Origin of the sequence: Alcanivorax sp., from assembly GCF_019431375.1 — a bacterium.
Taxonomy (GTDB): domain Bacteria; phylum Pseudomonadota; class Gammaproteobacteria; order Pseudomonadales; family Alcanivoracaceae; genus Alcanivorax; species Alcanivorax jadensis_A.
The window spans coordinates 1,830,904-1,852,338 of sequence record NZ_CP080267.1; the positions used below are offsets into that span (position 1 = coordinate 1,830,904).

20 protein-coding genes are annotated in these 21,435 nt (G+C 59.7%); 12 read left to right on the forward strand and 8 right to left on the reverse strand.

Annotation, left to right across the window (positions count from 1 at the left end; translation table 11 throughout):
- Positions 1 to 46: 46 nt before the first annotated feature.
- Genes KZ772_RS08470 through KZ772_RS08480 form a run of 3 tightly spaced genes read left to right on the forward strand, consistent with a single transcriptional unit; the run spans position 47 to position 3,175 of the window.
- Positions 47 to 1,504 carry an NAD(P)/FAD-dependent oxidoreductase gene (locus KZ772_RS08470; protein ID WP_290539357.1) on the forward strand — a complete coding sequence of 486 codons (1,458 nt, stop codon included), beginning with the start codon at positions 47 to 49 and terminating at the stop codon, positions 1,502 to 1,504.
- Positions 1,488 to 2,420 carry an alpha/beta hydrolase gene (locus KZ772_RS08475; protein WP_290539358.1) on the forward strand — a complete coding sequence of 311 codons (933 nt, stop codon included), beginning with the start codon at positions 1,488 to 1,490 and terminating at the stop codon, positions 2,418 to 2,420. Before KZ772_RS08470 ends, KZ772_RS08475 begins: the two co-directional genes overlap by 17 nt.
- Complete coding sequence (locus KZ772_RS08480) at positions 2,417 to 3,175, forward strand: SDR family oxidoreductase (RefSeq protein WP_290539359.1); 759 nt, start codon at positions 2,417 to 2,419, stop codon at positions 3,173 to 3,175. The genes KZ772_RS08475 and KZ772_RS08480 overlap by 4 nt, the downstream gene beginning before the upstream one ends.
- A 152-nt stretch (positions 3,176 to 3,327) precedes the next feature.
- On the opposite strand, the gene KZ772_RS08485 is transcribed toward KZ772_RS08480, so the two are convergent.
- Positions 3,328 to 3,771, reverse strand: coding sequence for a hypothetical protein (locus tag KZ772_RS08485; protein ID WP_290539360.1), 444 nt, complete (start codon positions 3,769 to 3,771; stop codon positions 3,328 to 3,330).
- Positions 3,772 to 3,774: 3 nt separating this feature from the next.
- Between KZ772_RS08485 and KZ772_RS08490 the strand changes: the two genes are divergently transcribed.
- The gene (locus tag KZ772_RS08490) at positions 3,775 to 4,665 is read left to right on the forward strand and encodes an alpha/beta fold hydrolase (RefSeq protein WP_290539361.1); all 891 of its coding nucleotides are present in this window, start codon (positions 3,775 to 3,777) and stop codon (positions 4,663 to 4,665) included.
- A 60-nt stretch (positions 4,666 to 4,725) separates the two neighbouring features.
- Positions 4,726 to 5,559, forward strand: a complete 834-nt coding sequence (locus tag KZ772_RS08495) for an SDR family oxidoreductase (protein WP_290539362.1) — start codon at positions 4,726 to 4,728, stop codon at positions 5,557 to 5,559.
- 78 nt (positions 5,560 to 5,637) lie between these two features.
- Here the strand turns inward: KZ772_RS08495 and KZ772_RS08500 are convergent, their stop codons facing one another.
- A complete protein-coding gene (locus tag KZ772_RS08500) occupies positions 5,638 to 7,341 on the reverse strand; it encodes a hypothetical protein (RefSeq protein WP_290539363.1) in 1,704 nt (567 codons plus the stop codon).
- A 408-nt stretch (positions 7,342 to 7,749) separates the two neighbouring features.
- Here KZ772_RS08500 and KZ772_RS08505 point away from each other — a divergent pair, with 408 nt between their 5' ends.
- Positions 7,750 to 9,054: a sigma-54 dependent transcriptional regulator gene (locus KZ772_RS08505; RefSeq protein ID WP_290539364.1), complete on the forward strand. Its 1,305-nt coding sequence runs from the start codon at positions 7,750 to 7,752 to the stop codon at positions 9,052 to 9,054.
- A gap of 2 nt (positions 9,055 to 9,056) precedes the next feature.
- Here KZ772_RS08505 and KZ772_RS08510 read toward each other — a convergent pair whose 3' ends face one another.
- Genes KZ772_RS08510 through KZ772_RS08520 form a run of 3 tightly spaced genes read right to left on the reverse strand, consistent with a single transcriptional unit; the run spans position 9,057 to position 10,233 of the window.
- Entirely contained in the window at positions 9,057 to 9,647 is a 591-nt protein-coding gene (locus tag KZ772_RS08510) for an ACP phosphodiesterase (protein WP_290539365.1), read from the reverse strand.
- Positions 9,644 to 9,892 (reverse strand): GNAT family protein, encoded by a 249-nt coding sequence (locus tag KZ772_RS08515; protein ID WP_290539366.1) that lies wholly within the window; start codon positions 9,890 to 9,892, stop codon positions 9,644 to 9,646. Before KZ772_RS08515 ends, KZ772_RS08510 begins: the two co-directional genes overlap by 4 nt.
- Positions 9,893 to 9,894: 2 nt before the next feature.
- Complete coding sequence (locus KZ772_RS08520) at positions 9,895 to 10,233, reverse strand: histidine triad nucleotide-binding protein (protein ID WP_290539367.1); 339 nt, start codon at positions 10,231 to 10,233, stop codon at positions 9,895 to 9,897.
- Positions 10,234 to 10,419: 186 nt separating this feature from the next.
- On the opposite strand from KZ772_RS08520, the gene KZ772_RS08525 reads away from it, so the two are divergent.
- Entirely contained in the window at positions 10,420 to 11,328 is a 909-nt protein-coding gene (locus KZ772_RS08525) for a 6-carboxytetrahydropterin synthase (RefSeq protein WP_290539368.1), read from the forward strand.
- 252 nt (positions 11,329 to 11,580) lie between these two features.
- Here KZ772_RS08525 and KZ772_RS08530 read toward each other — a convergent pair whose 3' ends face one another.
- The gene (locus KZ772_RS08530) at positions 11,581 to 12,528 is read right to left on the reverse strand and encodes a LysR family transcriptional regulator (RefSeq protein WP_290539369.1); all 948 of its coding nucleotides are present in this window, start codon (positions 12,526 to 12,528) and stop codon (positions 11,581 to 11,583) included.
- Between the two features lie 362 nt (positions 12,529 to 12,890).
- Between KZ772_RS08530 and KZ772_RS08535 the strand changes: the two genes are divergently transcribed.
- Together KZ772_RS08535 and KZ772_RS08540 are read left to right on the forward strand one after the other, a co-directional pair.
- Entirely contained in the window at positions 12,891 to 13,163 is a 273-nt protein-coding gene (locus tag KZ772_RS08535; RefSeq protein ID WP_290539370.1) for an Arc family DNA-binding protein, read from the forward strand.
- Positions 13,164 to 13,288: 125 nt separating this feature from the next.
- Entirely contained in the window at positions 13,289 to 14,518 is a 1,230-nt protein-coding gene (locus tag KZ772_RS08540) for a GGDEF domain-containing protein (RefSeq protein WP_290539371.1), read from the forward strand.
- A gap of 154 nt (positions 14,519 to 14,672) precedes the next feature.
- Here KZ772_RS08540 and KZ772_RS08545 read toward each other — a convergent pair whose 3' ends face one another.
- Together KZ772_RS08545 and KZ772_RS08550 are read right to left on the reverse strand one after the other, a co-directional pair.
- A complete protein-coding gene (locus KZ772_RS08545; protein ID WP_290539372.1) occupies positions 14,673 to 15,485 on the reverse strand; it encodes a M23 family metallopeptidase in 813 nt (270 codons plus the stop codon).
- A gap of 256 nt (positions 15,486 to 15,741) precedes the next feature.
- Entirely contained in the window at positions 15,742 to 17,313 is a 1,572-nt protein-coding gene (locus KZ772_RS08550) for an HD domain-containing phosphohydrolase (protein WP_290539373.1), read from the reverse strand.
- Between the two features lie 205 nt (positions 17,314 to 17,518).
- Between KZ772_RS08550 and thrS the strand changes: the two genes are divergently transcribed.
- The 3 genes from thrS to cysS all read left to right on the forward strand — a co-directional run bounded on the left by thrS (position 17,519) and on the right by cysS (position 21,348).
- Positions 17,519 to 19,435 (forward strand): threonine--tRNA ligase, encoded by a 1,917-nt coding sequence (gene thrS, locus KZ772_RS08555; protein WP_290539374.1) that lies wholly within the window; start codon positions 17,519 to 17,521, stop codon positions 19,433 to 19,435.
- Between the two features lie 105 nt (positions 19,436 to 19,540).
- A complete protein-coding gene (hisI, locus tag KZ772_RS08560; RefSeq protein WP_290539375.1) occupies positions 19,541 to 19,969 on the forward strand; it encodes a phosphoribosyl-AMP cyclohydrolase in 429 nt (142 codons plus the stop codon).
- Positions 19,966 to 21,348, forward strand: coding sequence for a cysteine--tRNA ligase (cysS, locus tag KZ772_RS08565; protein WP_290539376.1), 1,383 nt, complete (start codon positions 19,966 to 19,968; stop codon positions 21,346 to 21,348). Before hisI ends, cysS begins: the two co-directional genes overlap by 4 nt.
- Positions 21,349 to 21,435: the final 87 nt, after the last annotated feature.

Here is a 21,435-nt window from a genome sequence, read left to right on the forward strand (position 1 = left end):
GTCCCGTTAGAGTAACCATCAATAAAAGATTACTGGGATGTTTACCATGCAAGTGACCCACAACGTGGTGATTATCGGTGCCGGCTTCGGCGGACTCGGCATGGCCATTCGCCTGAAAGCCCAGGGCGAAGAGAATATTTTGATGATTGAGAAAGGCCACGACGTGGGGGGCTGTTGGCGCGACAACACCTACCCCGGCGCCGCCTGCGATGTGCCCTCGCATCTGTATTCCTTTTCCTTCGAGCGCCATTACCCATGGAGCCGCCGCTTCGCCCCGCAACAGGAAATCTTTGCCTACCAGCAATACTGCGCGCGCAAGTACGATCTGTACCGGCATATCCGCTTCAACACGGAAGTGGCCGACGCTCGCTACCGGGATGAAGACGGCATCTGGGAATTAACCCTGACCAACGGCGACACCCTCACTACCCGGGTGCTGATCACCGCCACCGGCCAGCTCAACCAGCCCGCCTACCCGCCGCTGTCCGGTATCGAGGATTTCGCTGGTGCGCACTTCCACAGCGCCCGCTGGGACCACGATGTGGACCTGACCGGTAAAACCGTAGCCGTGGTGGGCACCGGCGCCAGCGCCATCCAGTTCGTACCGGAAGTGGCCAAGGTGGCCGGCAAGGTAAAACTGTTCCAGCGCTCCGCCGCCCATGTGATTGCCAAACCGGATCGCGCCTACAGCAAACTGGAACACCAGGTACTGAGCAAGGCACCCATTACCCAGACCCTTGATCGGCTGCGCATCTATGCCACCAACGAATCCCGGGCTCTGGGCTTCACCTCCTTCCAGAAAGCCATGAAGGTGTACGAGTGGCTGTTCCGCCGCCACCTGAAGCAACAGATCAAGGACCCTGAACTGCGCGAGAAACTGACCCCGGATTACCCCATGGGCTGCAAGCGCATTCTGATGTCCAACGATTACTACCCGGCCCTGGCCCAGGACCATGTGGAAGTGATCAACCACGGTATCAGCTCGGTGGATCAGAGCGGCCTTACCGACAGCACCGGCACCCATCACGACGCCGATGTGATCATCTACGGCACCGGCTTCAAGGCCACCGACTTCCTGACCCCCATGACCATCACCGGCCGTGACGGGGCAGACCTGAACGCGGTCTGGAAGGACGGCGCCGAGGCCTACCTGGGCATCACCGTGCGCGGCTTCCCCAACCTGTTCATGCTCTATGGCCCCAACACCAACCTGGGCCACAACTCCATCATCTACATGCTGGAAAGCCAGATTCACTACATCCTGCAATGTGTGGCAGAGATGGACGAACAGGGCATAAAGGCACTGGAAGTCCGCGACCGGGTTCAGGAAGACTTCAACAAAACGGTGCAGGACAAAATCAGCAATACCGTCTGGGACAAGGGCTGCCACAGCTGGTACAAGACCGAAAGCGGCAAAAACACCAACAACTGGCCCGGCTTTACCTTTGACTACCGGCGCCAGACACGGACCCTGGATCTGAGTGACTATGAGCTCCTTCGTTGAACGAATCAGCCGGGCCCAGTCCGGCACCCAGCAATTACTGGCCGGCGCCCTGCGCCAGTCCCTGGCCATGCTGTTCAAACCGGTGGCCAACCCGCGCTTCAGCGTGAAGGCGCAGCGCCGCTGGATGGACATCATGGCCAAGACCACCCTGGTGGCCCGGGATGTGCCCAGCCATGACGCTCCGCTGGGCGGCGTCCCCTGCCGCCACTATGCGCCGCTCAATGCCCAGGGCACCGTGCTTTATCTGCACGGCGGCGGCTATGTGGCCGGCAGCCCGGAAAGCCACCGGTCGGTTACCTCGCACCTGGCAAAATTCGCCAATGCCCGCGTGGTCGTACCGGACTACCGACTGGCGCCGGAGCATGCTTGCCCCGCCGCCATCGAGGATGCCGTGGCAGTGTATCAAGCCCTGCTGGCAGAGGGCGTGGACCCTACCACCCTGGTCATCGCCGGCGACTCCGCTGGCGGCGGTCTTGCCCTGGCCGCCCTGCAAGCACTGAAGACGGAAAAGATCGCCCTGCCCAGCAGCACCATCCTGATCTCTCCCTGGGTGGACTTGAGCCTCAACGACCTGTTCGACACCGACCGGGACATCATGCTCAGCCCCATCTGGTTGCGCAGTGCAGCCCAGGCCTATGGCGGTGACGACTTAAGCCACCCGAGCTGCTCTCCACTCAATGGTGACCTGACGGGCCTGCCTCCGGTACTGATACAGTCCGGCAGCGACGAAATCCTGCTCAACGACAGCCACCGCCTGTGTACCGCCCTGAACGATGCTGGCACCCCCGCCCGCCTTCAGGTACACCCGCAGCGCTGGCATGATTTCCAGCTCCACGCCGGCGTACTGGCTGATGCGGATCAGGCACTGATGACCTGCGCCCGCTTTATCCATCAACACTGGAAGCCCGCCGCATGAATCGCATCCTGATCACCGGCGCCGCCAGCGGCATCGGCCTGGCCACCGCCAAACGCTTTCATGACGAGGGCTGGCGGGTTGGTCTGACCGATGTGAATGAAACTGCCCTGGCAAAGTTGGCCAGAGAACTGAACGACAGCTGGTATCGGCGCCTGGACGTGACCGATCCCATTGCCTGTGAGCATGCCTGCCGGGACTTCGCCGAAGACGGCGACATCGATGTGCTGTTCAACTGTGCCGGCATCCTGCGCATGGGGCGCTTCGAGTCCATCACCGCAGAACAGCACAAGCAGATCATCGATATCAATGTGACCGGCCTGATCAACATGAGCCTGGCGGCCCACCCCTTCCTGCAGGAGAGCAAGGCGGCAGCGGTGATCAACATGAGTTCCGCCTCGGCCCTGTACGGCGTGCCGCACCTGGCCTCCTACTCCGCCAGCAAGTTCGCGGTGCGTTCGCTCACCGAGTCGCTGAATATCGAATGGGGCCGTCAGGGCATTCGCGTCGTCGATATCATGCCGCCTTTCGTGAAGACCCCCATGGTGGAAAAGGCCAGCGTCCGGGCGCCGGTGGTGGACCGCATGGGCGTCAACCTGAGTGCCGACGACGTGGCCGATACGGTCTGGCAGGCCGCCAACGAAAAAGCACCAGTGCACAACCCGGTGGGCCTTACCTTCAAGCTGATCAAACTCCTCGACAAGGCCCTGCCCAGCGCCTCCACGCGGTTATTGATGCGCTTTTTGAGCCGGGATTGAAGCAGTTGCAAGCTACAAGCTGCAACACGGCATAACGGTTTTCCGGTTTTCAAGGCATAGGGGCCGCGCCCAAAATCTGGGCGCGGCCCCTATGCTTTCAATACGCAAAATCTTTTCCGTCGTGTTGCAGCTTGAAGCTTGTAGCTTGCAACTCACCCCCCAGGCACAAAGGTAATCTTCACCTTCCTCCGCCCCCAGTTCCTAGCCGCCTGCAAATCCTCACCCATGTAGATATCGATCTTCTTTTTCCAGCGCCAGTGCATCTTGTCCTTCACCACCCAGGTTCCGGGCAGGCCCTCGATCTGTAGTTCCGCGTTATGCCCCAGCCCCATGGGAATCAGATCTCGCGATACCGCAATAGCCTTCATGCCCGGCTTGAGGCGGTCGCCCCAGGCAGCCAGGGCATGGTCCGCACCGGCGCCCTGGCCGTGCAGGGAATTGTAGGCGGTGGCGGTCACCGTCATGGTCACCATGTCCGGCGCGGCGGGCTTGCTCTGATCCGCCTCGCACCGTGCCACCAGCCAGGTCACTGCCACCAGCACCAGGGTAAAGGCGGCGGCATTCACTCGCCGTTGCGGGCTGACTGCTAAGCTCATGGCATGATTCTCCGTCTGATTACTCTTGTTATGCTTCACGGTCTGCTGTCAGCCTGCAACCTGCTTTCCGACAAGAGGGCGGAGGAGCCCGTTGCGCCTGCCCCCCTCGCCGACACTCTTCGCCAATGGCAACCCGTCGACAACCCCGATGCGGTGATTCTGGGACTGCACAGCTTTGGTGACTACGGCGCGGCTTTCGACGCCCTTGGCCCCTACTTCGCCGACGCCGGGCACCTGCTGGTCAGCTACGACCAGGCCGGGTTCGGCGAGCGTATCGAGCAAGGACACTGGGCCGGGGAGGAACAGCTGGTCTCCGAAGCGGTCGCCCAGATCAAGCAACTCTATGAACGCCATCAGCGCCCGGTGTTCCTGATCGGTGAGAGTCTTGGTGGTGCTGTGGCTATTCTGGCGGCACTGGAAGTGCCAGATAAAGTGGCCGGTATGGTGCTCGCCGGGCCTGCAGTGCGCGAGGGGATTCGCCTGCGTTACGGCTGGAATGCGGCCATCGCCAGCGCCGCCTTGCTGGCTCCCGGATACCAGCTGACAGTAAACCGCGACCCCGATGACCCAAACCTGGCGGCTGACAGCGCCCAACGTCTGGCCAACGACCCTCGGGTGATCCGCGAAGTCCGCATGGATGCTTACTGGGGACTGATCCAGCTGGCCGACAGTGCCAGCGACCAGGCGCCATCACTCCAGACGCCGTCGCTGCTGCTCTATGGCGGCAAGGACAACTCCGTGCCCGCAGCCGGCATCAGCCATCTTCACGACCACCTGGCAGACCAGGGCGAATATCGCTTCTATCCAGAAGGGCCTCACCTGCTGCTCCAGAGCCCCCGGTGGCAGCAGGTGGCTGATGATATCCTCGACTGGATCGATCGCACTCCTTACTAGATTGGCCTCACAGGACACACCCATACTGGTAAGCTGGCGCAAACCACAGCGGAGCAAACCATGAGCAAGCGTGTTCTGATTACCGGCGGCAATTCCGGCATCGGCTACTGTACCGCCGAGCAACTGGTCGGCCATGGCGCGGAAGTCTCCCTGGCCTGTCGCGACCAGACCAAGGGCCAGGCCGCCATAGCTCGCATCAAGAATCGCCATCCTGACGCCAAGGTCCGGCTCTTTCCCCTGGATCTTTCCGACCTGGAGAATGTCCGCGACAACGCCGCGTTGATCTACCGCGAGCTGGGCGAACTGGATGTGCTGATCAATAACGCTGGCGTCGTGCCCACTCAGCAGGAATTCACCCGCGATGGTTACGAAATGCAGTTCGGGGTCAATTATCTGGCACCGGTGCTCTTCTCCCACCTGATGTTGCCGCTGCTGAAGAAAGGTAATCAGCCACGCATACTGCATGTAGCCTCCGTGGCTCACTGGCTGGGACGCATCAACAAGAAGACCTGGCGTGGCCGCAAACCCTACCTGGTGATGGATGCCTATGGGCAATCCAAGCTGGGCAATATTCTGTTCAGCAATGTGCTCGCCGATCGCCTGCGGGATATCGGCATTACCAGCAACGCACTGCACCCGGGGGGCGTGGATACCCCGATCTTCCGCCATGTACCCAAGGCCGCCATGGCCCTGATTCGCCCGACACTGACCACCCCGGAAAAGGCAGCGACCCTGCCCGTCAGCCTGGCACTGGACCCGCAGTATGCCGAGGTGAGCGGCGAATATTTCGCCAACCACAAACCGGCTCTACGCTCGCCACGGGCACGCAATTCAACGCTGGCGGAAGAGCTGTATTACGACACCATGGCGGAGCTGGATCTGCCTACGCTGTAAGTTTAATGCCATAAAAAAGGGGCCCCCAACGGGCCCCTGAACGTTCACCTCACACAAAGCAGATTTTTTTCATTAGCCTCACGGGCACAGGTTGCACTGGTCAGAGGCGCTGGCTTCAATATCCTCCTCCAGAATCTCGTCATTGCTGCCCGTGGCGGTGACCGTGTTGCTGGACAGGTAGCGGTCCCCGGACGGTACGGTACTGGGCTGGTAATCCCCACTGACATCAAAGCATACGTCACTGCCAAGAATGTCACCGGTGGCATCACACACCCCTTTCACCACGGTATCGCCTTCACCCATGCCGACACCACGGCAGACCACACCTTCGCCGCAATCTGCATCAGTCTCGCAAAGGGTACCGGCATCCAGGAGGACCGTATTCATGTAGTTGGCCGTGGGATCATCCAGCTCCACGCTCAGCGGTACATCGCCGGTATTGCACACCGCGATGTCGTAACCCACTTCCAGCACCACCTGACCGCTCTCGGCTACCAGACCGGAAGCGCAGTCCTTGTCGACCCAGAGCCCCGGCGTCAACGGCAAGGACTGACACTGGATGGAGTACGGGTCCGCAGAGACCGTGGCGGCACCAAAGGTGAGAGAGGCATCCACGGTATTGGTTGGCGGGTTTTCGTTGCTGAAGAAACTGCCGCTGAAGGGCAAGGTCTCGCCCGGCGCAAACGCCGTCAACAATGTCTGCGTCAACGTCACATCATCGCTGGTGTCATCCGGAGTGCCGGCATCATCCACCACCGTCAGGGTCTCCCCGGCCGGGAAGGTACCTGCTCCGCTGTTGGTCACCAGACCTTCGAAATCCACCACATAGGTCCGATCGGTATCATCATTGACAGTGGCCAGGCGGGTCACATCACAAGTCTTGCTGACCTCAATGCCACATAACGGGAATCGACCCAGCACAAAGTCTTTCAACTGCGCCGTCTCAGACCGGGAGGACCGGGTCTCGACCATGAATGAGGAAAAGCATGGTGTGACGGAAGACTGCCCGGCCAGCTCAAGCGCCGCACTGACATTCAGGTAGCCCTCAAAAAACGATTCCGGGGGGAAATCCGTGGTCCCGGTCTTGGACAAATATGGCCAGGGACTGGTTTCCGACATGTCATTGGTAATGGCACAGGCAATATCGTCATTACTGCCGCCGCACAATGCGCCCATATACCCGGCATCCTTGGGATCCCCAGTGGAGAACAACTCCAGCAGGTTGCTGCTGATGTCACCGCCACTGTTCACCCACTGCATAACCTGTACATAAGGGGCACTGGTGCTCCCCTGGGGGAACTCCATCACCACGAAGATATCGCCTTCCTGATGCTCGCCAATGAAAGCGCCACGTTCACCGAGTCCGACCTGATCCTGGAAAAACCAGAACCCGATGATGGCATCGCCATTGTTGGCGTACCGGTCGGCACCGAAATGCAGCACCAGATCACCATTGACCAACTTGCCGGCTGCATACCCGTTAGTCAGATCGTTCTTGTCGGGCACCGATCCGTCCCGGTACTTCCAACTGGGAATATCGTTGATGTCCTTGGACCCGCCACCGGTAAAAATACTCAGCGGAGCCGGATCAGCAATGATACCGCTGAACGCAGCCGAGCCATCATCGTTGCCATTATGAAAGGTTTGCCAATCCTGATCGGCATTATCAATCGCATTACCGTCCATTTCGATGAAGTTGCTGGCCATCGCCGGGGACGTTACCCCCAGCAAAAAAGCCATCAGAAAACAGCAGCAGTGCTGCCAGAGTGCTAATCTTTTCATGGTACCGTCCTCCAGATAAATACGCGTATCTCTGAGGCAACATTGAAAAAAACGGGCCAATTTTTTATTGGTTATTTTTGAAAGACTTGGGAAAAGACGTTTACGGTTTGGACGGTTTTTTTTCCCATTTCCGGGACACCCATACGGCCATGCCTTGAACAGGCAAAACAAAACCAACAGTTTCAGTTAGTTGCGAATACACCTTGTCATTGCCTTGCGACGATGCGGGCGCCACCCGTTTGGCAGCGTTACATGCCAACAACGTTTTGTTGCAAACCCCGGATACTCGCAGGCAATCGATGGTGTAAATCTTGGTGATGGAGGGCAGAAACAGGAGGTTAGCGAACGCGCAGGAGGCGACGCCCATTCCCACTAACGCGAAGGGAGTCGCAAAACCGGGACAGCACCATGAGTTCCCTGGTCCGCAAGGCCTTGTTTGCCTGGGACAGCCAGACGCTATCTCCCCTGGCCCAACACCTGCACCAGCAAGGCTGGCATCTGGTGCAACAACCCTTGACCGGCCTGAAGCCTCAGGCATGGCCCTCTGTGGGAATTCTGGAACTCCGAACCACAGAACAGAAGGAAAAGCTGGAACCGTTTCTCGGCCAACTCAAGCGCGGTCACTATCTGGCAATCACGGACAACAGCGCCATGCGCTGCAAAGGCATGCAGCATCTGGTGGCCAACGGCTTCCGGGATTATTTTACCTGGCCCTGCAATCTGACCCAGCTGCACAACACGCTGGGGCATGCACTGGGCATGAGTGCCCTCTGCCACACCGGCGTCAGCGCCGAACAACCTTTGCTGCTGGGGCAATCCGCCCAGATGGAGCAAGTACGCCAACGCCTCAGTCGCTTCGCCCAATCCGACCTGCCTGTTCTGCTACAAGGAGAAAGTGGCACAGGAAAGGAATGTGCCGCCCGCATGATTCATCAGGCGTCCTGCCGGCGCCGCGAACCCTTTATTGCCGTGAACTGTGCAGCCATCCCCGACAACCTGTTCGTAGCCGAATTGTTTGGCCATGAAAAAGGCGCCTACACCGGGGCGACCCAGGCAAGACGGGGGCGGGTCCATGACGCCGCCAACGGCACGTTGTTTCTGGATGAGATCGGCGATATGGATGCATCCAGCCAGACCACACTGCTGCGCTTTCTGGAATCCGGCCACTATTCACCGCTGGGCAGTAACCGGGAGTATCACTGCCATGCCCGGATCATCTGCGCCAGCAACCGGCCTCTTGCCGATGATGTGGAGCGGGGCCGGTTCCGGCTGGATCTGTATCACCGCATCAATGTGCTGTGCCAATCGCTTCCGCCTTTAAGGGAGCATCGCGATGACATTCCCGAGCTGGCCAATGCCCTGCTGTCGCAGCTGCCCGGTCAGCATCCGCTCAGCGAAGACGCCATAAAAACCCTCAAGGGCCATGATTTTCCGGGCAATGTACGGGAACTACGCAACTGTCTGTGGCGGGCAGCGGCACTCAGTAACAACGGCAGCCTTGATCCCGCGCACTTTGGCCTGACAGCCCCGCTATCGACACCCAAGTCGTGCTGCACCCTGCGCGAGTTCCGTGAACAACAGGAAAAGCTGCACCTGCAGCATTGCCTGCAGAGTTGTTGTGGCGATGTGCAACAAGCCGCACAGGTTCTGGGTATCAGCCGCTCCAGCCTGTATCGCAAGCTGGACAAGTACCAGCTAGCGCCTCGACATTGATGTTATCGTCCCCGCTCCACCGAGGCACCGCGAACCACACGCCGCAGCTGCGGATACACGGCCAGAAACACCTGCTCCAGCTCACCATAATGCTCACGAATGTCCTCGATGCTGCCCTCAAACTGATTGGCAAAACGGATTCTCCCGGCAATCCGGTCCAGCACGTCTCCCAGCTGATCCAGTTCCTGATAGCGATGAAAAACATCAAATGCCACCAGACGCTCAGTGGTACGACGCATGGATTCGGGCATGAAGATTTCGCCTTGCCGCAGCAGGACATAATCGCGGCTAATGACCGACTCCAGCGATTCCGTATAGAAACGAGACCAATGACGAATCAGAAAATGATCAAACAGCACATCCAGCGCAACGCCGGCAAACCGGCGACGTTGCGGCGAGAACAGCCTTCGACTCTCACGCACCCGAGGGTGCATGTCGGTAAAACGGTCAACCAGGCGGTGATTGCGCAACCCCAGCCGCACGGGTAGTGGCAGCAAGGCTTCGTCCACCCCACGCATGAAATCACCCAACAGATTGCCCACCTTAGACGCCGCAGTGGGTTGCGCCAGGGACAGGTGGGCAAAGTAATTCATCTGGCACCACGTTCCAGCAGATAACGCAGATTCTGGCGCACCGCCGGCCATTCCTGGTTGATGATGGAAAACACCACCGTATCCCGGTAAATCCCGCCAGGACTCACGGTATGGTTTTGTAATACGCCGTCCTGCTTGGCTCCGTGCCGGGCAATGGCCTGGCGCGACTGGCGGTTGTGCCAGTGGGTACGCAGCTCCACCCGGTTGCCGGACAAGGTAACCGGCGCCAGCCAGCGGCGAGCCATGCTCAACCCGGCGGCCAGCTGAACGGGCGACCACCCAGTACGTGCACATGCAGATGGAACACGGTCTGGCTGGCGCCGGCGCCGTTGTTCACGTTGAGGCGGAAATCCTCCAGCCCTTCCTGTTCGGCAACACGGCTGGCCACCAGCAGCAGGTGGCCAAGCAGGCCCTTGTCGTCCTCTTCGGCATCAGACAGCTTGGGGATCGGTTTCTTGGGGATCACCAGGAAGTGGGTGGGCGCCTGGGGATTGATATCCCGGAAGGCGAGGCACTGGTCGTCTTCGAAAATGATGTCGGCGGGGATCTCCCGGTCGATTATCTTGGAAAACAGGGTTTCAGCCATGGTTTGAATTGCTCCGGATAGGCAAGGGCGAGCAGTTTTCAGGCCCTAAGGGTGTGCCCCGGTTCACAGCTCGCACGGTAACTGCGCGTAAAATGGTCGCTGTGTGTGGCGTACACCTTAGCGACAGCCCAGAATAATGGCATTATAGCAGCCTGTCGAAACCCAACCTTATTCCACCGGAACCGCATGGCCACTCTTTTTGTCGAAAATTTAACCGTCGCCGATTTCTCCTACCTGCACCCCAAGCGCGGCATGGTCGGTGAGTCCTGGCTGGTCGATCTGGAACTGACCGGCGACCTGGATCATCAGGGCATGGTGTTCGACTTCGGCCACATCAAGAAGCGCATCAAGCAGATCATCGACGACAGCGTGGACCACCGGCTACTGGTGCCGGTGGACAGCGAGCACGCCACGGTAAGCGAACGGGACAACAACACCAGCCTGGAATGGCTGTACCGGGGAGGCACCATCCGCATGGTTGCGCCCAGCGAGAGCCTGCTTCTGATGAGCGGCCCGGAAGTCTCCAAGGCCAACCTGACCTTGTTCCTGATGGACCTGGTGCAGCAGGTGGTGCCGGAAAATGTGGCTGAAGTGCGCATCGTGTTGCGCGAGGAAGACACCGGCACCGCCCCCTTCTATCACTACTCCCACGGCCTGAAGAAACACGACGGCAACTGCCAGCGTATTGCCCACGGCCACCGCTCCGGCATCCACATCTTCGAAAATGGCCGCCGCAGCCGCTACTGGGAAAAACTCTGGGCGGACCGCTGGGAAGATATCTACCTGGGCACCGAAGAGGACCTGGAAGGAACCTACTACATCGACGAGATTCCCCACCATCGCTTCCGCTACGACGCGCCCCAGGGGCACTTCGAGCTGGTAATCCCCGAAGACCACTGCTATCTGGTGAACACAGACACCACCGTGGAGCAGCTGGCCGCCCACATTGCCGAGCAACTGGCTACCGAAGCCCCCGGCAAGCACTTCCGCGTGCGCGCCTTTGAAGGCGTGGGCAAGGGCGCCATCGCTGAAGCCGGCGAAAACATGCCCGGCAAGACCCACAGCGGCTGGCTAAGCGGCGCGTCGGTGATTTGAGAAGGAGCTGCTAGCGGCTGGCTACGAGCTGCAAGCTGTAACGCGATCTGGGCAGAGAGCTTATCGAATAGCACCCTGCCCGCAATCGAAGCTTGTAGGAGCGTCGCTGGCGGCGCGATTCGAGCCTTGGCGAGGATTGAGACCTTTTTGTAGGAGCTATGCTCGCATGGGCTCCTACAGCGGCTTCGTAGCAATGACGAAGTCCCGGGAACCTTCCAGACATTCCCTATCCAATCGAAGCGTAGCTCGTAGCTACTCCTCCGCCAGAATGCTTTCCGCCTCTTCCTGAATCAGCCTTCGCAGCCAGCGATGGGCCACGTTGTGATGCAGCAACGACGACCAGGCCATTTTCAGTTCGAACTGGGGAATATCGAAGGGCGGCTCCTTGATCAGCAGGCGTTCGTTCTGTGCCTGCATGCGCGCCACGCGGCTTGGCAAGGTGGCGACCAGGTCGTTGTTCATGGCGAGCAACGCTGGCATCTGGTAGTGGCGGGTAAAAATGCTGATCTTGCGGCTCTTGCCCAGCTGCTCCAGAGCATGGTCGATCCAGCCCAGTCCGCCGAGCTTTTCCGGATTCATGCCGAAGCCCACCCCGAAGCCGGTTTTCGATACCCAGATATGCTGCGCTGACAGATAACTCTCCAGGTTGAAATCACTGGCAATGGGGTTATCCCGGTTGAGCAGACAGGAAAAGGAATCCTTCCACAGGCTCACCTGGTGAAAGGAGCCGGGGATCTCGTTGAAGCGGTTCACCGCCATATCCACCCGGCCCTGCTCCATGTCCTGGTAGCTCACGTCCGAGGGAGTCAGAAAATCCAGCACCACGTTGGGCGCTTCTGCACGCAGGCGCCGCACAATATGGGGCACCAGGGTAGCTTCCGCATAGTCACTGGTCATGATGCGAAACACCCGGCGGCTTTCCGAGGGTTTGAACACATCTTCCGGGGTAAACAGTTGCTCTGCCTGGGACAGAATCTGTCGCACCAACGGGCGCAACTCCTGGGCCCGCTCCGTCGCAGTCATGCCATCGCTGGTACGAATCAACAGCGGGTCGCCGAATAATTCCCGCAAACGCTTGAGTGAATTGCTCATGGCAGGCTGGGTAATCCCCAGCTGTTCCGCCGCCCGGGTCACATTCTGCTCGCGCAACAACACGTCCAGGTACTTGAGCAGGTTCAGGTCAGCCGCGCCAATATTCATGGTATGAATCATCACTCAATGAAGCATCATTGAGATGGATTCTATAGAGCGGCGATCAGGCTGTCACATGAAGAACCCAGCATGCCGGCTGCATCACACAGCAGGCAGTACCCATCCCCGTTACGTGACGTATTCGGCACGTTGCGCGAAGCATTCTGCAATGTAAAAGCAATTTTTACCGTTTTCAGTGTTAACCGGGTCGCTATTTGAGGCTTAATGGCAAGCTGCCAGTATCGCCTAAAGGCAAAAAAATGCGTAAGGTCTGATGCACTGTTAACGCTACACCCTGCCGTGTTGTCTGGAACAGCCACTCTATATACAGAGGCTGTTTTATAGTTCGCAGGTGTGATTCAGAGGTTACTATGACAAGCAGCGCAACCACGCGAGCCGAGAAGTTCGTGGTTCGATTTCCCAATGGCATGCGGGCCAGTGTGGCGGAAGCCGCCGGCCTCAGTCATCGAAGCATGAACGCGGAGATCATTGCCCGCTTGCAGCACAGTCTGAGCAATTGGCCCACTACCTTGCCCCATGGCGAACCGGCAATTCCTGATGGCAACGAGGAAGCGTACCTGCTGGAACGCTTCCGACAGTTGCCTGCAGGTAAACAACAGGCGCTACTGGCTTTGCTGGACTGAACGCTGACGACCTTCTGTCCTTGCATTATGCCGTTGGCCGCCTGTGATTTTTTTCCATAACGGGCATACTCTATGATGAAACATGGCCGCCAACGACGCATGGACAGAAAGGAGCCCTATCGGCCGTGACAGCTCCCCAGAACCGCAACCCGCTCCCCACCGGCAGTGATATCATTCTGCCGTGGCACCTGCGTCTGCCGAAGCCGCTGGAAAAAGACTTTCGCCTGTATTTCCTGGCCAGCGTGTCAAAGGTGGCACCCTGGGCGCTGGGACTGGTCTCCATTCTGATCGTCACCGCCATGCTGATCGAGTCCTGGATCGGCGCGGATGTGATCAACAACTCCTGGCGCCCCCGCCTGTTCACGCTGATGCTGGCTGGCGGCTGCGTTATCCTCACCCGCAAACTTCAATGGCGGGAATGGCTACACCCGGCCACACTGGCGCTGGCCTTTGCCATCGCTCTGACAGGCAATTATCTGGGCGTGCATGTTGACCACCCCCTTGCCTATACCTTTTTCCTGCACACGCCCCTGTCGATCATCATGATCTGCATCCTGATCCGTGTGCCGTTCTATTCCGCCCTACTCAGTTCCACGATCATGATCGGTGCCATGATCGCCACTCTGGTGGCCAACCCGGAGCGCACTCCCTTCGAATCCACCACCCTGACCATGGTGACACTGGCGTTTGCCAGCATGAGCCTGTTCGGCCAATACGTGTACGAACGGCTGCTGCGCCAGCACTTCCTCTCTGAGCACGTGCTTTATCAACACCGGAACGAACTGCACTCCGCCAACCTGGTACTGGAAAACCAGGCCACCGTGGATGGCCTGACCGGCTGCATCAACCGGCGGGGCATGGAGTCCCGGCTCAATCACCTGTTCCATCTGCACAAGCAGGGCAACCCGGACGCACCGGAACGGCTTTCCCTGCTGTTGTTCGATATCGACTTCTTCAAGCAATACAACGACACCTACGGCCACCCGGCCGGGGATGAGTGCCTGAAAAAAATCTCCAATGTTCCCCTCTCCATGGTGCAGGCAGAGACCGATTTTGTAGCCCGCTATGGCGGCGAGGAATTTGTTATCGTCCTCACTGACTCCAGTTTCAACGATGCCCTGGTATTTGCCGAACGCATGCGCAACCGGGTGGAACAACTGGGCCTCCCCCACAGCGGCTCCCGGGTCAGCCAGGTGGTTACCATCAGCGTCGGCGTCGCCTGCTCGGACCACGGCGCCAGTAATGGGGCTGAACTCCTGAAACAGGCCGACGAAGCCCTCTATCAGGCCAAAGGCGCCGGGCGTAACCGGGTGGCGTTGATGAATAGTCAGGGGTTGGTGGAGATGCTGAGTTAGTTAACAGTTAATAGTGAATAGTTAACAGCGACGCGGTTGCGGACTATAGGTTTTGAAACGCAAGAGGCCGCGCCCAGAGAATGGGCGCGGCCTCTTGCGTTTCAAACATGAAAACCCTGGATCGCGCAGCTTTTAACTATTCACTATTAACTGTTCACTGCATCTCCCCCACCACCGTCACCGGATCCAGCTTTACCTCAAACCAGTTCAACCGCCAGTCCAGGTGCGGACCGGTGGCGCGGCCGGAGGCGCCGACTTTGGCCACCGGGTCGCCCTGCTTCACGGTCTGGCCTTTTTCCACCAGCACCTCGCTCAGGTGAATCATGGTGGAGGACACCCCATAGCCGTGATCCATGATCAGGGTGCCGCCGGAATAATAGTTATCGTCCTGCACCAGGGTCACCACCGCATCTGCTGGCGCGACGACAACAGTGCCGGTAGGGCGGGCCACGTCCACGCCGAAGTGCGGACGGCCTGGCTTGCCGTTGTAGACCCGCTGGCTGCCATAGACACCGCTGATTCGCCCAGTCAGCGGCCACTGAAAATCACTGAGAAAGGCCAGCAGGGGAGAGTCGGTATTGCGGGCCGTCTTGATCTCGGCCACTTCGCGCCGAATCCGTTTGAGCACCGCTTCCGGCGGCGGCTCCACGGTACGCTTGGGCACCCCGTCGACTCGCTGGATGTCGTACTCCCGCTTGCTAAGCGTCACGGGTACCTGCTGTACCTCACCCTGCCTTTCCAGTACTAACACCTGCTCAAGGGCATCATCCCGGCCGAAACCAACGGCAAAAAAACCTTCCGGCGTAGTCCGCACCGCCCGGTCACCCAGTTTGACCGTCACCCCACTTGCCACCTGCCCGCGCAACAGCGCCCCCTGGGTTCGCTCCCCTTCCAGGGATAGCAGCCAATCGCTGGCCATCACATTGCCCGACAGCAACACAAGCAGACCTACAACAATTCGCAACATCGAATACCTCTATGTGATTACCGGGTGGATGGGTGGTGAAAACATATGGCGAAGTCTTGAAGAAGAACCTGTCGAGTTCTGATATTCCTGATCGCCCTGCGGGCGATTCCGCGCAAGCGCGGTTCGCCATGCAAGCATGAGCTCCCACAGCGGCTTCGTAGCAATGCCAAGGCCTTGGGAACTTTGCAACCTTTCCCTATCCAACCAGCGTAGCTTGTAGCTTGTAGCTTGTAGCTTGTAGCTTGTAGCTCGTAGCTCAAAGAAACGCCGTGCCATCCTCCACATCCAGCTGCACCGGGTCCAGATGCTTCTCGGCGTACTGGCGCCATACCCCGGACCGGATAAACAGCCGGTACAGGTCCGGGTCCAGGTGATCGTTGTCGCGCATGCGCTGCAAGATGCCAAGCGCTTCGCTGAGTTTCAGCGGTGTCTTGTAGGGGCGCTCCTTGGCGGTGAGGGCCTCGAACACATCGGCGATGGCCATGATCCGCGCCGGGATCGACATTTGCTCGCGGGTAAGCCCGAGGGGGAAACCGGTACCGTCCATTTTTTCATGGTGACCGCCGGCATATTCCGGCACCTGGCGCAGCTTGGGCGGAAACGGCAGGGAACCGAGCATGTCCAGGGTCACATCCATGTGGCCATTGATGATTTGCCGCTCTTCCGGGGTGAGCGTGCCCCGGGGAATGCACAGGTTGTAAACCTCGTCGTCGGTGAGCAAAGGCTTTTTCTGGCCCCAGGCATCCGTCCAGCGCCGCGCAGCAATCTCTCGCACCCGTTGCTGGTCGGCCTCCGCCATGGCCTCTCCGCCCCGGTTGATGCGCTCCAGAAACGCCAGCTCTTCCTTCAATTGGCCGATTTCCGCTTCCATGCGCGCTCGACTGGCTGGCTCATCGGCGGGATCAAGCAGGCAGGCCTTTTCGTAACGGAACTGGATTTCCGCGCGAAGGGCGGCAAAGCGACTGGCCACCTCGTCGATACGGTCATGCAGGGTGTGCAGCTTGGTGGACTTATCCAGCACCGAATCCGGGGTGGCCAGCTTGCCGCAGTCGTGCAACCAGGCCGCCACGTGCAACTCGTACCAGCCATCCTCATCCAGGGAAAAATCCGCAAAGTCCGAATCATCCTCACAGGCCGCCTGGGCCAGCATCTCGGTGATCACCGGCACCCGCTGACAGTGGGCACTGGTGTGCGGGCTCTTGGCATCAATGGCCTGGGCCAGCACCTTGATAAAGGCATCCAGCAGTTCCTTGAGCTCCTGCACCTGGCTCAGATTACTCAGGGCAATCCCCGCGTAGGTCAGCAGGGACTGGAAGATCAGGTCACTGTGCTTGCCCAGCCGGTGCAGACGAACCGGCAAGGACCGGTTATAGGCCAGCTGCAGCACACCAATGACCACCCCTTCGTGATTGCGCAGGGGCCACAGCCGTAATCCACCGGCATCCGGAGCCAGCTCATTGAGCAGCTGGCGATCATCCTCGCCAAGCCCGGTTTCCGACAGGTCCACCGCCAACGGCTTGCCGTCCTCGTAACACTGCTCGGGCAAACCGGTTTTGCGTGCCATGGGGCAGAACAGACTGGCCTCCTCATGTAAGGAGGCATCACCGGCCCGACGGCAAAGGCAGCTCAGACCCGGTTCGGGCTTGCCGTCGGTATACAGCCACACCCAGCCGGTATCGGCCTCGCACAGGTACAGGGCCTCATCCAGCAACACCTGTAGCAGGCGCGGCACGTCCCGCTGCTCGCTGAGATGTTGCGCCACCCGCAACAGCCGCGGCATCAGGTTTTCATCCGTCACCGGCGCTGAGTCCGGCAAAGAGGAGTTCATGAGCAATCCCGCTCCCAATAATCATCCGTAATAAAAGTCACTATCCAATTCGACAAGCATAGGCCGGGCCAGGATTTCAGGCAAAACACGCCGCTATACGTCTATTTCCCTCCGACCGGCGCATATAGCGCCGGTTCCGGTTGAAGCCGGGGGCGCGATTGCCTACCATCTGCCGGTTCCGAGCCAATCTGGATTCCTACCTCTCATGAGTGTCAGCTATCAACTGCCCGACGGGGCAACCATGGCGTTTGATCAGCCGGCGTCCGCCCTGGACATCGCCGAGCGTATCAGCAAAAAACTCGCCAAACAGGCCCTTGCCGCCAAAGTGGACGGCAAGTTGATCGATGTTTACCTGCCCATCGACGATGGCGCCACGGTGGAAATCATCACCCGCGACACCGACGACGGCCTGGAACTGATCCGCCACGATGCTGCCCATGTCATGGCAGAAGCGGTGCAGGAGCTGTTCCCGGGAACCCAGGTCACCATTGGCCCGACCATCGAAAACGGCTTCTACTACGACTTCTACCGGGAAGACTCCTTCACCCCGGAAGACCTCAAGGCCATCGAAAAGCGCATGATGGAAATCGTACGCCGCAACGAGGATATCCGCCGTGAAGTCTGGGACCGTGACGAAGCCGTCAGCTTCTTCCTGAAAGCAGGCGAGGAATTCAAGGCGGAAATCATCCGTGACCTGCCCGCCGACCAGGAAGTGAGCCTCTACCGCCAGGGCGATTTTATCGACCTGTGCCGTGGCCCCCACCTGCCCAGCACCAGCAAGCTGGGCGACGGCTTCAAGCTGATGAAGGTGGCCGGTGCCTACTGGCGTGGCGATGCCTCCAAGGCTCAGCTTCAGCGTATCTACGGCACCGCCTGGCGCGACAAGAAAGAACTCAACGCCTACCTCAAGCAGCTTGAGGAAGCGGAAAAACGTGACCACCGCAAACTGGCCAAGGAAATGGGCCTGTTCCATATCCAGCAGGAAGCGGTGGGCAGCATGTTCTGGCACCCGAAAGGCTGGCGCATGCGCAAGAACCTGGAAAACTACATCCGCGGCAAGATGGAAAAAGGCGGTTACCAGGAAGTGGCCACCCCGCAGATGATGGACCGCATCCTCTGGGAAAAGTCCGGTCACTGGGACAAGTACGGCGATGACATGTTCACCGTCTGCACCCACGATCACCGGGAAATGGCGGTCAAGCCCATGAACTGCCCGGGCCACGTGCAGATCTTCAACCAGGGCATCAAGAGCTACCGGGACCTGCCCATTCGCCTGGGTGAGTTCACCACCCTGTTCCGTAACGAAGCCCACGGCGCCCTGCACGGGCTGATGCGTGCCCGCTCCTTCAGCCAGGACGATGCCCACATCTTCTGTACCGAAGGGCAAATCAACGAGGAAACCGCCGCTTTCATCACCATGCTGCGTGAGGTCTACAAGGACTTCGGCTTCGAAAGCTTCCGTATCAAGTTCTCCGACCGCCCGGAAAAACGGGCCGGTGCCGACGAGACCTGGGACAAGGCGGAAGGCGCGCTGCGCTCTGCGGTGGAATCCCTGGGCCTTGAATGCGAACTGAACCCGGGTGAAGGCGCCTTCTACGGCCCGAAACTGGAATTCGTCCTGCGCGACGCCATCGGCCGTGACTGGCAGTGTGGCACCCTGCAGGTGGATTTCGTGCTGCCCGAGCGTCTGGACGCGGAATACGTGGCCGAAGACGGCTCCCGCCAGCGCCCGGTGATGCTGCACCGCGCGGTGCTGGGATCCCTGGAACGCTTCCTGGGTATCCTGATCGAATCCACCGCCGGGCACCTGCCCCTGTGGCTGGCACCGGTGCCAGTGGCCGTGTGCACCATCACCAATGCGGCGGATGACTACGCCCGCAGCGTGAAGGAAAAGCTGGAAGCGGCCGGCATCCCGGCGGAACTGGACCTGCGTAACGAAAAGATCGGCTTCAAGGTACGCGAGCATTCCCGCGCCAAGGTGCCGCAGATCTGGGTCATTGGTGAAAAGGAAGCGGAAGAGCAACAGGTCGCCTTGCGCCGCCTGGGTTCCCAGGCCACCGACACGGTAAGCCTGGACGCCGCCGTCACCGCCCTGGCCAACGCCACCCGCCTGCCGATCTGAAGCCACAAAACACCGTTGGAGCCTTGCTCGCAAGGCGAACCGGGGATCCCCCCTTCGCTTTGCAAGCAAAGCTCCAACGGCAGCATTCAGCCCCCGGAGGCGTTCATGTTCAAAGACAACGAACAACAGCCCGAAGGCTTCCAGGTACCTCTGCAGGAGGCCCTGGACAACCTGAAGCTCACCGACGATGGCCTGATCGCCGCCATCGCCCAGCAGCATGACACCGGCGAAGTGCTGATGATGGCCTGGATGAACCGGGAAGCCCTGGAGGAAACCCTGGCCACCGGTCGGGTCTGCTACTTTTCCCGTTCCCGGAAGACACTCTGGCGCAAAGGCGAATCCTCCGGCCAGGTGCAGATGCTGAAAGAACTGCGCATCGACTGCGACGCCGACACCGTACTGGTGAAAGTGGACCAGACCGGCCCCGCCTGCCACACCGGCCGCCGCGACTGCTTCTACTGGAAAGCCGACGCCAACACCGTGACCATCGACAAGACGCCGATCATCGATCCGAAAGAGCTTTACAAACAATGAGCCTGAAACTGCACAACACCCTCACCGGGCAAAAGGACGACTTCATTCCGCTGGATCCCAACCGCATCACCCTCTACGTGTGCGGCCCCACGGTCTATAACTTCGTCCATATCGGCAATGCCCGCCCGGTGGTGGTGTTTGATGTGCTGTATCGCCTGCTGCAGCGGCTCTATCCGGAGGTTGCCTACGCCCGCAACATCACCGACATTGATGACAAGATCATCAAGGCCGCGGCGGAAAACGGCGAAGACATCGGCGCACTCACCGAACGCTTCAGCGCCGCATTTCTGGAAGACATGGCGGCCCTGAACGCCAAGACCCCGAACATCATCCCCAAGGCCACCGATCACATCCCCGAAATGCTCCAGATGATCGAAACCCTGGTGGAAAAAGGCCATGCCTACGAGGCCGACGGCCAGGTACTGTTCGCGGTGGAATCCATGCCCGATTACGGCAAACTCTCCGGTCGCAAGCTGGAAGACATGCTCGCTGGCGCCCGGGTGGAAGTGGCCGACTACAAGCGCCACCCCGGTGACTTCATCCTCTGGAAACCGTCCACGGATGAGCAGCCCGGCTGGGAGTCCCCGTGGGGCCGTGGCCGCCCGGGCTGGCACATTGAGTGCTCCGCCATGATCCACAAGCACCTGGGCGACGTGATCGACATCCACGGCGGCGGCCAGGACCTGATCTTCCCGCACCACGAAAACGAAATCGCCCAGGGCTGCTGCGCCCACGGCACCGATTACGTGCGCTACTGGATGCACAACGGCTACATCAATATCGACGGCGAGAAGATGTCCAAGTCCCTGGGCAACTTCCGCCTGGTACGCGACCTGCTCACCCAGTACCACGGTGAAATCCTGCGCTTCGCACTGGTCTCCAGCCACTACCGCTCACCGCTGAACTTCTCTGCGGACGTGTTGGCGAATGCCGAGAAAGGCCTGGATACCCTCTACTACGCCCTGCTCGGCCGGGGCGAGACGGTGGAACCGGAAGCCGGTTACCAGCTGCCGGACAACCACCCGGTGCTGGAAGCCCTGAAAGATGACCTGAATACCTCGGAAGCAGTGAGCGCCCTGCACGCCATCGCCGGGGAACTGAACAAGGCGGAGCTGGCCGACAAGCCGAAGCTAAAAGCCGAACTGCTGGCCGCTGCGGACCTGCTGGGCGTGCTTACCGAAGACCCCACCGCCTGGTTCCAGAACAAGAACGTGAGCGACGACGGTCTCAGCAACGAGGAAATCGACGCCCTGGTCGCCGAGCGCACCCAGGCCAAGAAAGACAAGGACTTCGCCCGCGCCGACGACATCCGCCAGCAACTCACCGACGCCGGCATCCAGTTGGAAGATACCCGCGAAGGCACTCGCTGGAGTCGATGAAGGGTAAAGGCAGCTTCTAGCTGCTAGCTTCTAGCTGCGAGAAAAAACAGGTTTTCATCATCTGAAACGCAAGAGGCCGCACCCAAG